General features: G+C 67.8%; 14 protein-coding genes. 6 read left to right on the top strand and 8 right to left on the bottom strand.

Annotated features, from left to right (window positions below; all coding sequences use genetic code 11):
* Positions 1-21: 21 nt before the first annotated feature.
* Complete coding sequence (locus CJ179_RS11095; RefSeq protein ID WP_241031397.1) at positions 22-2298, bottom strand: transglycosylase domain-containing protein; 2277 nt, start codon at positions 2296-2298, stop codon at positions 22-24.
* 375 nt (positions 2299-2673) lie between these two features.
* The gene (locus tag CJ179_RS11090; protein ID WP_072947293.1) at positions 2674-3105 is read right to left on the bottom strand and encodes a DUF5318 domain-containing protein; all 432 of its coding nucleotides are present in this window, start codon (positions 3103-3105) and stop codon (positions 2674-2676) included.
* An 88-nt stretch (positions 3106-3193) separates the two neighbouring features.
* Between CJ179_RS11090 and CJ179_RS11085 the strand changes: the two genes are divergently transcribed.
* From CJ179_RS11085 to CJ179_RS11060, 6 genes are all read left to right on the top strand, one after another.
* Entirely contained in the window at positions 3194-4048 is an 855-nt protein-coding gene (locus tag CJ179_RS11085) for a DUF1707 domain-containing protein (protein WP_095861523.1), read from the top strand.
* A 24-nt stretch (positions 4049-4072) separates the two neighbouring features.
* A complete protein-coding gene (locus CJ179_RS11080; protein WP_095861522.1) occupies positions 4073-4897 on the top strand; it encodes a DUF1707 domain-containing protein in 825 nt (274 codons plus the stop codon).
* Positions 4898-4904: 7 nt separating this feature from the next.
* A complete protein-coding gene (locus tag CJ179_RS11075) occupies positions 4905-5696 on the top strand; it encodes a DUF1707 domain-containing protein (RefSeq protein ID WP_095861521.1) in 792 nt (263 codons plus the stop codon).
* A 180-nt stretch (positions 5697-5876) separates the two neighbouring features.
* A complete protein-coding gene (locus tag CJ179_RS11070) occupies positions 5877-6434 on the top strand; it encodes a PadR family transcriptional regulator (protein WP_005264441.1) in 558 nt (185 codons plus the stop codon).
* Positions 6427-7512 (top strand): inositol-3-phosphate synthase, encoded by a 1086-nt coding sequence (locus CJ179_RS11065; RefSeq protein WP_072947297.1) that lies wholly within the window; start codon positions 6427-6429, stop codon positions 7510-7512. The genes CJ179_RS11070 and CJ179_RS11065 overlap by 8 nt, the downstream gene beginning before the upstream one ends.
* 132 nt (positions 7513-7644) lie before the next feature.
* A complete protein-coding gene (locus tag CJ179_RS11060; RefSeq protein WP_095861520.1) occupies positions 7645-8895 on the top strand; it encodes a hypothetical protein in 1251 nt (416 codons plus the stop codon).
* Here CJ179_RS11060 and CJ179_RS11055 read toward each other — a convergent pair.
* From CJ179_RS11055 to CJ179_RS11030, 6 genes are all read right to left on the bottom strand, one after another.
* Positions 8892-11114 carry a transglycosylase domain-containing protein gene (locus CJ179_RS11055; RefSeq protein WP_095861519.1) on the bottom strand — a complete coding sequence of 741 codons (2223 nt, stop codon included), beginning with the start codon at positions 11112-11114 and terminating at the stop codon, positions 8892-8894. The two genes, CJ179_RS11060 and CJ179_RS11055, sit on opposite strands and share 4 nt — an antisense overlap.
* A 132-nt stretch (positions 11115-11246) precedes the next feature.
* Positions 11247-11438 (bottom strand): hypothetical protein, encoded by a 192-nt coding sequence (locus CJ179_RS11050; protein WP_095861518.1) that lies wholly within the window; start codon positions 11436-11438, stop codon positions 11247-11249.
* A gap of 12 nt (positions 11439-11450) precedes the next feature.
* Positions 11451-12344, bottom strand: a complete 894-nt coding sequence (locus CJ179_RS11045; protein ID WP_095861517.1) for a carbohydrate ABC transporter permease — start codon at positions 12342-12344, stop codon at positions 11451-11453.
* On the bottom strand, positions 12341-13390 hold the full coding sequence (locus tag CJ179_RS11040; RefSeq protein WP_072945195.1) for a carbohydrate ABC transporter permease: 1050 nt from the start codon (positions 13388-13390) through the stop codon (positions 12341-12343). Before CJ179_RS11040 ends, CJ179_RS11045 begins: the two co-directional genes overlap by 4 nt.
* A gap of 15 nt (positions 13391-13405) precedes the next feature.
* Positions 13406-14680, bottom strand: a complete 1275-nt coding sequence (locus CJ179_RS11035; RefSeq protein ID WP_095861516.1) for an ABC transporter substrate-binding protein — start codon at positions 14678-14680, stop codon at positions 13406-13408.
* A 149-nt stretch (positions 14681-14829) separates the two neighbouring features.
* Positions 14830-15903, bottom strand: a complete 1074-nt coding sequence (locus CJ179_RS11030; RefSeq protein ID WP_072945191.1) for an ABC transporter ATP-binding protein — start codon at positions 15901-15903, stop codon at positions 14830-14832.
* Positions 15904-15980 lie beyond the last annotated feature (77 nt).

Raw genomic sequence — 15980 nt, 5'->3', positions numbered from 1 at the left:
CCGCGAGGCTACCGGTCGCCGTTAACGGGTCGGAACCTGCTGCTGGCCGTTGCCGTTACCGGCGTTCGGCGGTGTCGTCGTCTCCGGTTCCGCCGGAACGGCCGGGGCCGGGGTGGTCTGCCGCGGTGCCAGTCCCGGGATCGGGATGGTGATGCCGGGCAGGATCTCCACCGGCGAAGGCGTCACGACCACCGGCGGCACGAGTTCCGTCGGCAACTGGAACGTGCTCGACGGCGGCGCCGACGTCTTGGTCGGTGCGGGCGCCGAATAGGCCGGGACACCCGACTGACCACCGATCGCACCCGGCTTCGGGAACTTCTCGACGTCGGTGCCCTCGAGGGCGCCGTCCATCGTGTCCTTCCAGATGTCGGAAGGCAGACCGGAACCGTAGATCATGGCGCCGCCGCTGTTCTCCAGCGCCTGACCGTCGGTGGTGCCGACCCACACCGCCGTGGACAGCGACGGGGTGTACCCGACCATCCAGGCGTCCTTGTTCTTCCCGGTGTCGCCGAGCTGCGCGGTACCGGTCTTCGCGGCCGACGGGCGTCCGCCTGCCAGGTTGTGGCCACGCGAGTACCCGGCGATCGGCTCCATCGCCGACGTCACGTTGTCGGCGACGTCCTTGTCGATGCGGTCCTCACCGGTGTCGCCGCCGCGGTCGAGCAGCACCGTCCCGTCCGCGCTCACGACCTTCTGCACGAAGTGCGGGGCACGGTACGTGCCCGACGCGGCCAGTGTGGCGTAGGACGACGCCATGTCGAGGACCCGCGACTGGTACTGGCCTAGCACGATGCCGTTGTTCGGACCACTGCCGTCCGGCTCGGTCAGCGAAGGCCCGACGCCGGGGATCTCCTGCGGGATGCCCGCCTTGTGGGCCATGTCGGCGATCGCCTGCGGTCCGCCGTCGAGTTCGAGTTCCTGACGGTAGAAGCTGGTGTTCAGCGACCGCTTCAACGCCTCGGCGATGGTGCAGGTGCCGCAACCCTCGCCCTCGACGTTGCTGATGGTGATGCCGTTGACCGTCAGCTCCGAGCTGTCGTACATCTGCGACAGCGGGATGCCCTGGTCGAGGGCCGCGGCGAGACCGAACACCTTGAACGACGAACCGGTCTGCAGGCCGGCGTTCGCGAAGTCGTAGCCGCCGCCGTCCTCGCCGCCGTAGTACGCCCGCACCGCGCCCGTCTTCGGGTCGACCGACACCACACCGGTGCGCAGGTTCTCCGGCTCACCCTCCATGTTCGAGCGGACCGAATCCACGGCCGCCGCCTGGGCGACCGGGTCGATGGTGGTGGTGATCTCGAGGCCCTCGGTGTTGAGCAGCTGCTCGCTGATCCCCGCCTCACCCAGCTCCCGCAGAACCTGGTTCTTGATCAGACCCTCCGGTCCGGAATCCTGGTTGCCGTTGTCGACCTGAGCGATCGGCACGTACGGCGGATACTGCATCACCGACCGGGCCGACTGCTGCAGCGTCCCCGCCGACACCATGCCGTCGAGCACGTAGTTCCAGCGCGCCTGCGCGCCCTCCGGGTTGGTCTCCGGGTCGAGCAGCGACGGCAGCTGGATCGACGACGCCAGCACCGCGCTCTCCTCGACCGTCAACTGGTCGACGGGCTTGTTGAAGTACGCCTTCGACGCGGCCGCGATGCCGTACGCACCACGCCCGAAGTAGATGGTGTTCAGGTACGCGGCGAGGATGTCGTCCTTGGACCACTCACGGGCCATCTTCGACGAGATGACGAGTTCCTTCATCTTTCGCGTCAGCGAACGCTCGGAACCGACCATCGTCTTCTTCACGTACTGCTGCGTGATGGTCGAGCCACCACCGGCGCTGTCCTTGCCCAGGACGTTGTCGCGGGCGGCACGCGCGAAACCACCGATCGAGAAGCCGGGGTTCGAGTAGAAGTCCCGGTCCTCGGCAGCGAGCACCGCGTCACGGGTGTGCTTCGGGATCTGGTCGAGCGTCACCTCGGTGCGGTTGCCCTCCGGCGGCACCACCTTGCTCAGCACCGACGTGCCGTCGGACGCGTAGATCGTGGCGACCTGGTTGGTCTTGAGGTCGCCGGGACGCGGAACGTCCTGGACGACGTAGGCCGCCATGAACAGCAGGATCGGGATGATCAGACCCAGCGCGACACACGCGAACGCCGTCCGGCGCACGATCTTCCACCGCGACTTCTTCACAGCCGTCTTCTTTCCACCCTTCGGCGGTTCACCACCGCGGCCGCCACCGGTCTTGCGGCCGTTCGACGGCGGCGGTCCCGGCGGGCGCCCACCGGGGCCCGACTGGTTACGCGCCACCGGGGGCGCACCCGCGGGACGTCCGGGCGGGGGACCGGGACGACGCGGCGGCGGACCGGGGGGACGGCCACCACCCTGCGGCGGCGGACCGGGACGACGCGGCGGCGGGCCGGGGGGACGGCCACCACCCTGCGGGGGCGGAGGCGGCATCCGGCGCGGCGGGGGACCACCCGCAGGCTGTCCGCCGCGGGGTGGTGGACCTCCGGGGCGCCCCTGTGGCGGGGGGCCACTCGGTCGTCTCGGTCCGTTCGGTCGATCACCCGGGGCGTTGCTGCGGGGGGAACTCACGTACAAATCTCCAGTGGTTGTGGACCGGCTTCAGTCCTGCGTTACGTCTGTGGGCATTCTTCGGCCCGCGTCCGTGTTCGGGCGTGTCTACTCGCTCGCGGTGCGACGGCTCGGAGGCCGAGGCCGTGGCGACGACCGCCTGGGCCGTTTCGGTGCGGGCACGGTACCGAGAACATAGGACTGAACCAAATGGTTCCAGCTGCATGTCCGGCACACCTCGACCACGTGAACCGAGAACTCCTCCTGAGTGGACGCAAGACGCACCAACTCCTCGGCCGTACGAGCCGAACCCGACACCGGGCCCAACTTGTCGCCGAAGACCCAGGAAACCAGAGTCAACTGCTCCTTACGGCAGATCGGGCACACCACGTCACTGCCCTTGCCGTGGAACTTTGCGGCACGAAGCAGGTAGGGGCTGGCGTCGCAGACCTCCTTGACACCCGTCCTGCCCGAGTAGACCTCGGCCAGGAGAGACCGGCGCTGAAGCGCATAGTCCACCACCTGCCGCTGTATCCGCACGGAGACCAGAGTACGTGCGTCGCGTTCGGAGAGAAGGGGTCGGTCGAGTGACGCTGGTCAAACACGGTTACCGCACTACGATGCCGATGTGGCCTCAGGACCGTCCTCGCAGACTCGCGCACGTGACCTCGACCGGGTCAACGCATGCAGCCAACTCGACGCCGCGTACGCCGACGGCCAGCTCGGTGCCGGCGAGTACCACGACCGGTCCGCCCAGGCCATGTCCGCGAAGACCCTGGCCGAGCTGAACCTGCTGATCAGCGACCTGCAGCTGCCCTCGGCGGTCACGGAACAGGCACCCGTCCGGACCCCGGGATCACCCCGGCGGGCGCTGCGGATCGCGGTCGCGTGCGGGGCGGTGATCGCGGTCGGCGCGATCGGTCTCGCCCTCACCGAGCAGGACGGCCCGGACCCCGTCGTCACGCCGGTCCCGGCGCAGGTCGAGAAGCCCCTGGCCCAGCCGGAGGTCGCGGTGCCCGCCGTCGAGCCGATCATCGTGGGAGCGGCGCAGCCCCTCACCCAGGACGGGATCTACGCCCTCTTCGAGCAGTACCGGCAGAAGTTCGGCGACCTCACCGTCCACGAACTGGGGTTGTACGACCAGTACGCGATCCTGTCGCGGACCGCCCCGGACGCCCCCGAGAAGGTCGACCGGTACGACTTCCGCGGCGGTTTCAAGAGCTCGGGCACCCGCACGCAGCGCCTTCCCGGAACCGGCGAGGTCGACCTCGCCCAGGTCGACGTCCCCGCACTCGTCGCGCTCGTCGCCGACGCACCGCGGCTGGTCGGCGTCCCGGACGGCAGCATCGGGCACGTCCTCCTCGCCGACGGCGGCAAGGGACCCACCATCAACGTGTACGTCTACGACAAGGCCCAGACCGGCGGCGGCTACCTGCGAGCGACCCTCGGCGGCGACGTCTGGCAGGTGAACCCCGCGAACTAGGGGTTTGCGCTCTAAGATCCTCGGGTGGCCAGCCGATACCCGCCGAACACGCGGGCACGTGACATCGATCGAGCCAACACGTCCGCACTGCTCGATGCCGCATTCGGCGACGGCCAGATCAACAAGGCCGAGCACCGCGCGATGTCCGAACTCGCCTCGGAGGCCCGCACCCTGGCCGACCTCGACGTTCTGGTCGGCGACCTGCAGCGGCCCGCCGACGCACCGCCGGACGCCCGGCCCCCGCGCGACACCGCCAGGCCCTGGTTCCCGCTCGCCGTCGCCGCGGTCGCGGTCGCGGCGGCGGTCGGCGCCTTCACCCTCGCCGACGGCGACGACGCAGAGGCCACCGTGACGCCCGTCGCGCAGCAGATCGATTTCGATGCCGTCGAACCGCTGGTCGTCGCGACCCCGAACCCTGTGTCCCCCGAGGGCATGAAGGTGTTCCTCGACCGGTACCGCGCCAAGTTCGGCGACCTGATCGTCGACGACCTCACCCTCTACGAGGGCGGCCACGCCAGCCTCGAACGCGCGCTCCCACTCGAACCGAACCGGATGGTGAGCTACGACTACCGCGGCGGGTTCACGCCGTCCGGCACCCCGACCACCCGGAAGGTCGACACCCCCGTGTTCGACCTGACGACGCTGAACCTGGACAGGATCGGCGGAACGGTCGCGGGCGCCCCGGTGAGCCTGAATGTCCCCGACGGAAAAGTCAGTCACATCTCGTTCCAGACCGACAGCGCCGGCCCCACCGTGTCGGTCTACGTGAACAACGAGTTCAGCGAGAGCGGATACATGGAACTCACCCCGTCCGGTGAACCACTGAGCGTCCGCCCCTTCGGCCGATAGGACGCAGATGCCCAGGACCACACTCGCCGGTATCCGCGCCCGCGACTCCGACCGCGCCGACGCGTGCGGGCTGCTCGACGCCGCCCTCGCCGACGGTCAACTGTCCGCCTCGGAACACGCCTCCCGCACGTCCACGGCGATGCGGGCGAAGACGTTCGACGAACTCGGACGCCTGATCGGGGACCTGCAGATCCCCAGCCGGCTCGCGGCCAGCCCCGTCGTGTCGCCGCGCCGCCGCCGATCGCCCCGGCGATGGGTGTACGCAGCGATCCTCGTTTTCGCCGCGGCCGCCGTCGGCGGCATCGCCGGAGTCGTCGCGAACAGCGACCTCGGCCCGTCGAAATCGGTGCCGAACCTGACCACCGGCGCAGGCCTGCACTTCTTCCTCGACGAGTACCGCGCCGAGTACGGCGACACCGTCGCCGACGACGTCGGCCTCTACCCGGAACACGCCGTCGTCGACCGGCCGGCCGCCGGCACCGCGAGGCAGTCCGATTCCTACCTCTACGACGGCGAGTTCGACGACTGGGGCAGTTCCTCGAGCCGCGCCGCCGACGAGAGGTCCTTCGACCTCGGCACCGTCGACCAGGTCGCGATCGCCGGACTGCTCGCCGGGGCACCCGAAACCCTGCGCGTCCCCGACGGTGCGGTGGAGATCGTGTCCTTCGGCTACGAACCCGGCTCCGACGACGGACCGCCGACCATCTCCATCCACGTGAAGAACGCCGACGGCGACAGCGGGCACATGGTCGTCGGATTCGACGGCGAGCCGTTCGACATCTACCCGTACGAGGGCTGAGCGTCCGGGCGGCTGTCCCGCCCCCCTGAAACATCGTCGGCGCTTGCGTGCGCCCGGACCAGGGTTGACAACCTGTGACGGCTTGTCTCATGTATCGAGCGGGCGTATCGTCGTATATATCGGTGCGATATAGTTTTGAATCGCATCACACGGTTAGGTCGGGCGACTCAGGGGGTGGACATGCTCGAATTGGCAATTCTCGGGCTGCTCCACGAGTCACCCATGCACGGATACGAGCTACGCAAGCGGTTGACGGGACTCCTGGGTGCATTCCGCGCCTTTTCGTACGGTTCCCTCTACCCGACGCTCCGACGCATGCAGGCGGACGGATTGATCGCCGAGGACGCAGGTCCTCCGGGGACCGTCAAGCGTCGCGCCCGCCGCGTCTACCAGCTCACGCCGATCGGCAAGGAGCGGTTCAAGGAACTGGTCGCCGACACGGGTCCGCAGAACTACACCGACGATGGATTCGGCGTTCATCTCGCCTTCTTCAGCCGCACACCCGCAGAGGCGCGGATGCGGATTCTCGAAGGCAGACGACGCCAGGTCGAGGAGCGCCGGGAGGCACTCCGCGACGCGATCGGAAAAGCGAGCGGCACGCTGGATCGCTACACCAAGCAGCTCCACCAGCTCGGTCTCGAGTCCAGCGAGCGTGAAGTGCGCTGGCTCAACGAGCTGATCGCCGCCGAGCAATCGACAGCAACACCTAAGAAAAAAGGAGAACCCGACCATGGGTGAGAACAGCACCGCGGTGCGCGTAGCCATTGTGGGCGTGGGGAACTGTGCCTCGTCCTTGGTTCAGGGCGTGCAGTACTACAAGGACGCCGACGAGACGGCGACCGTTCCCGGCCTCATGCACGTCAAGTTCGGCAAGTACCACGTGCGCGACGTGCAGTTCGTCGCCGCGTTCGACGTCGACGCCAAGAAGGTCGGATTCGACCTGTCCGAGGCCATCTTCGCCAGCGAGAACAACACCATCAAGATCGCCGACGTCCCGCCGGCCGACGTTCCGGTGCTCCGCGGCCCCACCCTCGACGGCATCGGTAAGTACTACGCCGAGACCATCGAGATCTCCGAGGCCGAGCCGGTCGACGTCGTCAAGGCTCTGAAGGACGCCAAGGTCGACGTGCTGGTCTCGTACCTGCCCGTGGGTTCCGAGGACGCCGACAAGTTCTACGCCCAGTGCGCCATCGACGCGGGTGTCGCGTTCGTCAACGCCCTGCCCGTCTTCATCGCGTCCGACCCCGAGTGGGCCGCGAAGTTCAAGGACGCCGGCGTCCCGATCGTCGGCGACGACATCAAGTCGCAGGTCGGCGCCACCATCACCCACCGCGTGATGGCGAAGCTCTTCGAAGACCGCGGCGTGCAGCTCGACCGCACGATGCAGCTGAACGTCGGCGGCAACATGGACTTCAAGAACATGCTCGAACGCGACCGCCTGGAGTCGAAGAAGATCTCCAAGACGCAGGCCGTGACGTCGAACCTGACCCGCGACCTCGGTCCGGGCAACGTGCACATCGGCCCGTCCGATCACGTCGGCTGGCTCGACGACCGCAAGTGGGCGTACGTCCGCCTCGAGGGCCGCGCGTTCGGTGACGTTCCGCTGAACCTGGAGTACAAGCTCGAGGTCTGGGACTCCCCGAACTCGGCGGGCATCATCATCGACGCCGTCCGCGCAGCCAAGATCGCCAAGGACCGCGGCATCGGCGGACCCGTCTACCCGGCGTCCGCGTACCTGATGAAGTCCCCGCCGGTCCAGATGGCGGACGACAAGGCTCGCATCGAGCTCGAGGCGTTCATCATCGACGCGGAGTAATCCACACAGCTTTACGGGCGAATGCACCTTTCGTCGTCTTCACGGCGACGAAAGGTGCATTCGCCTTTGTGTTCGACTTCTTGTCAGACCCTCCCTCTACGGTGACACCCAGGATTCATCGAGGGAGGCGTGATGTCCGACAACACTTTCGATCGCGAGATCGACGACGCCTGGACCGAGCTCCAGGACCGTCTGACCGGCTATGTGCACGCGATGGAGGACGACGACGAACTGGTGCTGCAGTCGCAGTACGACAGCGTCGACGAGGGCCTCGTCGAGACCGCCGCGTGTGTGCGGTTCTTCGCGTGGGCCGGCGACAGGGTGCGGTGCGAGGTGCCGTCCAACCGCTTCCTGCACCCGGCGCGGGCGCTCACCGCGGAGGAGCACGAACGGCTGATCGAACTCGGCTGGAACCGCCCCGACCTGTGCGAGCACGTCGACGAGGGCAACGGCTCCGCGTCGTACTACCTCGACGCCGACCGGGACGACGCCCACCTGCTGGCGTCGATGACGGTCACCGTGTTCCGCGAGATCTGGGACCTTCTGCACCCCTCGTTCCTGAAGGCGATCACCGGCGGCCGGGACGAGACCGCCGAGTTCGGTACCGCCGACGTCCCCGCCCAGCTCCGCGACGGCACCGGGTTGCGCGACCGTGTCGACGCCGCGGTCGAGGCCATGCTCGAGCAGGAACCGGGCAAGGACGCGGACGGCGACATCCTCGTGTGGGTCGGCGACCTCCCCACATATGTGCGGGTGTTCGAGGAGGACGCCCGCGTCGAGGTGTTCGCCCGCGTGGTCCACACGATCAGCGACCGCACGCGCACGGCGGAGGCGCTGGCCGACCTCAACCGCCAGTGGCCCGACATCAAGTTCCTGCTCATCGTCGACAACGTGGTCGCCGTCATGCGTGTCGACGGGTCACCGTTCGTCGCCGATCATCTGGTGTCGGTGTTCCGGATGTTCGAGCATTTCGTGGACACCGTCGACGACGCGTTCGCCGAAAAGCTTGGCGGCAAGATCAATTCCACACCCGAGGCCACCGCCTCGTCCGCCGAGCACGAATGTGCGGACGAGTTCCCCGCCGCCCTCGTGACCCTGATCCACCTCGACTCCGAGAGCGGTCTCGACCCCGACGACGTCGCGGAAATCTGCGGACGCGACCGCGACACCATCCTGGAATTCCTCCGCCTCTGCTCCGAGCAGGAGATCGAGTGGCGGCACAACGGCGAACTCGCCCGCGAAGAGGACGCCAAAGAGGCCGACATGTGCGAGGACGAGGCGCGGGCCTGGGCCAAGACGAAGGAAAGCCTCCGCGCCGCGCTGCGAGTTGTGGTGCTGCCGCACCGAACTCCGCCGCGCGGCGGGTTCCAGAACCTCGGCTAACCCGGCAGCGGGATGATGACGCCCGGCAGGATTTCGATCTGGGTCGGCGCCGGGACGGGTGCGGGCACCGGTGGGACGGGCGGCACCGGGACGGTGGCCGGCGGTGGAACCTCGACCGGTGCGGGCGTGGGCGCGCCGGGTGGTGGGACGGCCCCGCTGGTGCCGGGAGCCGTTCCGTCGCCGCCGGTCTGACCGCTCCACGTCGGCACGCCGGCCTGGCCGCCGATCGGGTCGGGCCACGGGAAGTCTTCCCAGTCGGTGTCGTCGAGCGCGCCGTCCATCGTGTCCTTCCAGATGTCCGACGGCAGACCCGAACCGTAGATCAGCCCGCCCCAGGTGTTGTTGATGGCGGTGGCGTCGGCCTTACCGATCCACACCGCCGTCGACAGCGACGGCGTGTAGCCGACCATCCAGGCGTCCTTGTTCTCACCGGTGTCGCCGAGTTGCGCCGTGCCGGTCTTCGCCGCGGACGGGCGTCCCCCCGCCAGCGCGTGGCCCCGCGAGTACGAGGCGATCGGCATCAGGGCCTGGCTGATGTTGTCGGCGACGGCCGCGTCGAGTCGCTGCTCGCCGGGGCTGGGCGCCCGGTCGAGGAGCACGATACCGTCGGCGGTCACGACACGCTGCACGAAGTACGGCTGGTGATACACCCCGGACGCCGCGAGCGTCGCGTACGCGGACGCCATGTCGATCGGCCGCGACAGGTACTGGCCGAGGACGATGCCGCCCTCCGGTTCGCCGCCGTTCTCACTGAGCGTCTTGCCCTGCACGCCGGGAATGAAGTCCGGGATGCCCGCCTTGTGCGCGGCGTCGGCGATGGCCTGCGGGCCGTTGTCCATCGACATCATCAACCGGTAGAAGCTCGTGTTCAGCGACCGCTTCGTCGCCTCCGCGATGGTGCACGTGCCGCAGGACTCGCCCTCGACGTTGCCGATCTGCACACTGCCGACAGTAAGGGGAGCACTGCTGAACCGGGCCGAGAGCGGGATGCCCTGATCCAGTGCGGCGGCCAGGCCGAAGACCTTGAACGACGACCCCGTCTGCAGCGGCGCCTGCGCGTAGTCGAAGCCGGCGCCGTCCTCGCCGCCGTAATATGCGCGCACACCGCCGGTGCGCGGGTCGATGGACACGACCGCGGTCCGCAGCACCGGATCCTCACCTTCGAGGTTGTCGTGGACGGCGTCGATCGCGGACTGCTGCGCCCGCGGGTCGATCGTGGTGGTGATCTGCAGGCCCTCCGTGTTGAGGGTCTGCTCGGAGATCCCCGCATCCGACAACTCGCGCAGCACCTGGTTGCGGATCAGGCCGTCGGGGCCGGGCGCGGAGTTGGCGTCGGTGGGCCGGTTGGACGGCGCCGTGACCGGGAACTCCGCGGCACTGCGGTCCTGCTGGCTCAACACACCCATCGAGACCATGCCGTCGAGCACGTAGTTCCACCGCGCCTGCAACTGGTCGAGATTCGCTTCCGGGTCGAGGTAGGACGGGCTCTGGATCACCGAGGCGAGCACCGCGCCCTCGGCGACGGTGAGGTCGCCGACCGGCTTGTCGAAGTACGCGCGCGACGCCGCCTCGATGCCGTATGCGCCGCGACCGAAGTAGATGGTGTTCAGGTAGGCGGCGAGGATCTCGTCCTTCGACCACTCGCGGGCCATCTTGGTGGAGATCACGAGTTCCCGCATCTTCCGGTACACGTTGCGGTCCGCGCCGACCAGCACGTTCTTGACGTACTGCTGCGTGATCGTCGACCCGCCGCCCGCGCTTTCCTTGCCGAGGACGTTGTCGCGGGCGGCACGCATGAACCCGGTGACGGAGAACCCCGGGTTGGAGTAGAAGTTGCGGTCCTCCGCCGACAGGACGGCGTCGCGGACGTGCTGGGGAATGGCGTCGAGCGCGATCTCGGTGCGGTTACCCTCCGGCGGGATCACCTTGGTCAGCTCGGTGGTGCCGTCGGCGGCGAAAACGGTCGCCACCTGGTTGGTCTTCATGTCCGACGGCCGCGGGACCTCGGCGCGGATGTAACTGACCAGGAAGACGACGAGCGGGATGACCAGCAGCAACGCGATCACGACCAGGCTCACCCGGCGGACCGTGCGCCACCGGGTGCGCTTCTTCGTCCCGTCCGGTGGTGGGGTGGTCGTCTCGGCCGAACCGTCGTCTGCGGGCGGTGTGTCTCCGGGATCGGAGGCACGATTGTCCGTCGCGTCGTTGCCTGAACTCACTTACACACTCCCGGTCAGTTATCCGGTCACGGATGATCGTCGCACCCACCCGTACGTATGTTATGTGAACGACTGGAGGCGTGGCGTGCGGCGCGCTATCGCTCAGCAACTATCCGTACCGGCCGGACGGTTTCAGCGCACACGCTTCCGGGCGGTGATCGCCAGCCCCGACAGCACCAGGCACCCGAGCAATACCAGCGCAGGGGTGACGCCGGGGTCGCCGCGGAACACCTCGACGACCGCGGCGACGAACGCCATCACCGTGAAGAACCCGAGGATACCGATCAGGACCTCGAGCCGCTGCCGCTTCGCCACCGGATGCACGACCGACCCCGCCTAACTCTTCACGCCGCCGGCCGTCAGGCCCGACACGATGCGACGCTGGAACAGCAGCACCATGATCACCAGCGGAATGGTGACGATCGTGCCCGCCGCCATGATCGCCGCGTACGGCACGACGTGTGGGTCGTTGCCGGAGAACCGGGCGATCGCGACCGTGACCGGTTCGGTGGCGTCGCTGGAGAGCTGGCTGGCCAACAGGTACTCGTTGACGGTCGCGATGAACGCGAGGATGGCCGTGGTGAACAGGGCCGGCGCCGCGAGCGGCAGCATCACCAGCCGGAACGCCTGACCGCGGCTGGCGCCGTCGATGCGGGCCGCCTCCTCGAGTTCCCAGGGAAGTTCCTTGAAGAACGACGTCAGCGTGTAGATGGTGAGCGGCAGGACGAACGAGATGTTCGGGATGATCATCGCCTGGTACGTGCCGATCCAGCCGATGTTCGTGAACAGCTGGAACAGCGGGGTGACCAGGGCGACGACCGGGAACATCGACGCGCCGAGCACGATGCCGACCACCACGTACTTGAACCGGAACTCGATGCGGGCCAGCGCGTAGGCGGTGAAGATGCCGACGGCGAGCGCGATGACGGTGGTGATTCCGCCGATGATCATGCTGTTGACGACGGCGCGGGTGAAGTTGTTGCCGCTGCTCGTCGACAGTGCGTTCTGGAAGTTCTCGAGCGTGACGTGCGTGGGCCACGGTGTGGTGTCGAACGTGTAGTCCGGGTCGCGGAACGCCGTCACCATCATCCAGTAGAACGGCGCGAGTCCCCAGACCAGGATGATCGCGACGCCGATGTAGATGCGGGAGTTCTTGAACGCGAGCCGCTTCGGACGGTTGCGGACGGGGGGTTTGCTCGGGAGTTCGAGCTCCGGGGCGCGATGGGTCACGGCTTCGGGCCCTTTCGCTGGGCTTCCTGAGTTTCGACGGCGTTGGCGCCGAGGAATTTCACAAGCACGAATGCCACCGCGAAGATCAGGAGGAACGTGATGGTCGAGAGTGCGGACGCACTGTTGAACCCTTGCCGCACCTGGTCGACGACGAGGATCGACACCGTCGTGGTGGCCGGGTTTCCGCCGGTCAGGATGGCGGGCAGGTCGTACATGCGCAGGGCGTCCATGGTGCGGAACAGGATCGCGACCATCAGCGCTGGCTTCACCAGCGGGAGCGTGATCTGCCGGAACCGCTGCCAGGCGGAGGCACCGTCGACCCGCGCCGCCTCGTACACGTCCTGCGGGATCATCTGCAGCCCGGCGAGGATCAGCAGGGCCATGAACGGGGTGGTTTTCCAGACATCCGAGATGATCACCGCGAACCGGGCCGGCCAGGCGTCCGAAGTCCACAGGATCTCGGTGCCGAGGAGGCGGTTGGCGATGCCGTCGTAGGCGAAGATGAAGTACCAGAGCTTGGCGGTGACCGCGGTCGGGATGGCCCACGGGATCAGGACCGCCGCGCGCAGCAGGGCGCGGCCCTTGAACGTCTTGCCCATGATGATCGCCATCCACAGGCCGATCGCGACCTCGAGAGTCACCGTCACGACCGTGAAGAACGCGGTGTTCCCGACGGCCGACCAGAACTGGGAGCCGAGCGTGCCGGGCGGGCACGCGACCGCCACCCCGCTCGGGGACGTGCACTGCTGCAGGATCCAGTGCGTGTAGTTGGTGAATCCGGCCCAGCCGCCCTCGACGAACATGCCGGTCGTCGGATCGAGTCCCGCGTCCTTCTGGAACGACATCACCACTGCCCGGACCACCGGGTAGCCGATGACGACGGCCAGCACGACGAGCGTCGGTACGACCAACATCCACGCGCGACGACCGCTCAGCCCGGAGCTTCGCGTGTTCTCGCTCTTCTCACGCGAACCGCGGCCGGGGTCGGAACCCCCGGCCGCGGTACCGGCCGGCGCTCCACTGGTGGTGCCAGTCGGAACGGCCATGTTCACTCCTGTGCTCTACGAGCCTGCGGACTGGATACCGGACTGCATGTCCGTGATCGCCTGATCCACCGACTTCTCACCCTTGATGGCAGCGTAGGCGTTGTCCTGCACGGCCTTCGACACCGCCGGGTAGAACGGCGTAACCGGGCGGGGGACGGCGTTCTCGATCGACACCTTCAGCGTCGGCATGAACGGGAACGCGGCGATGATCTCCGGGTCGTCGTACAGTGCGGCGCGGACCGGCGGCAGCGAGCCCATGGCGATGATCCGCTGTGCCTGCTCACCCTGCAGGAAGGTGAGGAAGTCGCGGGCCGTCGCCTTGTTCTCGGAGTACGCGCTGATGGCCGCGTTGTAGCCGCCGAGCGTCGAGGCGCCGATGCCGTCCTTGCCGGGCAGCGGGGCGACCGCGAACTTGCCCTTCACCGCGGACGAATCCTTGTCGGCGGTGCCGTACACGTACGGCCAGTTGCGCAGGAACAGCGACTTGCCGTCCTCGAACGCCTTCTGGCTTTCGGGCTCCTTGAACGTGGTGTCCTGAGCCGGGATGTCACCGTTCTTGAAGTTGTCGACCAGCACCTGGAGGCCGGCGCGGGCCTCGGGGCTGTCGACCGTGGGGGTCTTGCCGTCTTCACCGACGAACGAGCCACCGTAGGCGTTGATGACCTCGGCGGTGTTCACCGTCAGGCCCTCGTACGGTGCGAACTGACCGGCGTAGCAGTCGATGTTGTTGGTCTTCGCGACCTCACACGCGGCGGCCAGCTCGGTCCACGTCTTCGGTGCGGCGGGCAGCAGGTCGCTGCGGTAGTACAGCAGGCCGCCGTTGGTGTTCTTCGGCGCCGCGTACTGGGTGCCGTTGTAGGTGGCGCTGTCGACCGTTGCGGGGAGGATTCCGGTGTTGTCCACCGCGAACTCGCCGGTCAGCGGCTGCAGCCAGCCCTTGGCCGCGAACTCCGCGGTCCAGGGGACGTCGAGTGCGACGACGTCGTAGTCGGACTGCTTGGCCTGCAGGTGCTGGACCAGGTCGTCGTGCGCCTGATCGGCGTCGTTCGACTGCTCCTTGAACGTCACCTGCTCGTCCGGGTGCTCGGCGTTCCATGCGTCGATGATCTGGCGGACGACACCGGTCTCGGTGGTGTCCTTGCCCTCGACGTACGTGATGGGTCCGCGACCGTCGAGGTTCTCCGACGTGGAATCGCTGCCGCTGTCGCTCGAGCAAGCGGTGAGCGTGACCAGCGAGGCGGCGGTGGCAAACACCGCGGCGCGCCGGACCGCTCTCGAAATCTGAACCATGGAGTCTCCCCGTGGGTAAAGGTGGATGAACCCCGCCACGGTGCGACGAGATTTCGCGGCACCGCTGCGGCGTCGGAACATACTGTGGCATGGAACACCGTCTAAGTCCGGCATTACCCCCGACCTGAATCGGTCAGGAGACGCCGCGATCAGCTGAGCCGGTACCCCTCGGACGCCGAGAACAGGTGCACCTGCGACGGGTCGACGTGCAGTTTCACCAGGTCACCCTTGCGGGGCGGGTTCCGCCAGTCGGCGCGGGCCACCAACTGCTGCGTCTCCCCGTTGACGGTGCTGCGGCCGTAGATGTAGGCGTCGGATCCGAGTTCCTCCACCACCGCCACCTCCATCGGAATGCCGGTGGTCGACAGTTCCAGGTGCTCCGGGCGGATCCCGACGACCACCTGACGCTCGTCGGAGTCGGCACGCAGCTGCCGGGGCAGGGGGATGGTCGCGTCGCCGAGCAGCACCCCGTCCGGGGTGATCGGCAGCGTGAAGAGGTTCATCGACGGCGACCCCATGAAACCGGCGACGAACACGTTCGCCGGCCGGTTGTAGAGGTCGCGCGGCGACGCACACTGCTGCAGCACCCCGTCCTTCAGTACGGCCACCCGGTCGCCCATGGTCATGGCCTCGACCTGGTCGTGCGTCACGTAGACCATCGTCGTCTCGAGGCGCCGCTGCAGCTGCGCGATCTGGGTGCGCGTTTGCACCCGGAGCTTGGCGTCGAGGTTGGACAGCGGCTCGTCCATCAGGAACACCTGCGGCTGCCGGACGATGGCGCGTCCCATCGCGACGCGCTGCCGCTGACCGCCGGACAGCGCCTTCGGCTTGCGGTCCAGGTACGGCTCGAGGTCGAGGAGTTTCGCCGTCTCCTCGACCCGCGTGCGGATGTCGTCCTTCGCGGCGCCGGCAAGCTTCAGCGCGAAACCCATGTTCTCGGCGACCGACATATGCGGGTACAGCGCATAGTTCTGGAACACCATCGCGATGTCGCGTTCCTTGGGTTCCTGCGTGGTGACGTCGCGGTCACCGATGAGGATCCGCCCGCTGTGGACGTCCTCGAGCCCGGCCAGCATCCGCAGCGACGTCGACTTGCCGCAGCCGGACGGGCCGACGAGGACCAGGAACTCGCCGTCCTCGATCTTCAGGTCGAGCGTGTCGACGGCCGGCTTGTCCGAGCCGGGGAACAGGCAGGTGGCACCGTCATAGGTCACTGTGGCCATGAACGTCGAAGTCCCTTCTACCCGGCGCCGCGCTCAGGTGCGTGAAAATGTACCTGTTGACACACTTTCTCACTCAC

Source organism: Rhodococcus sp. ACS1 (genome assembly GCF_002300155.1).
GTDB classification, from domain to species: Bacteria; Actinomycetota; Actinomycetes; order Mycobacteriales; family Mycobacteriaceae; genus Rhodococcus_F; species Rhodococcus_F koreensis.
The sequence above is the reverse complement of the archived record's forward strand: the minus strand, read 5'-3'. Positions and strand labels throughout refer to the sequence as shown.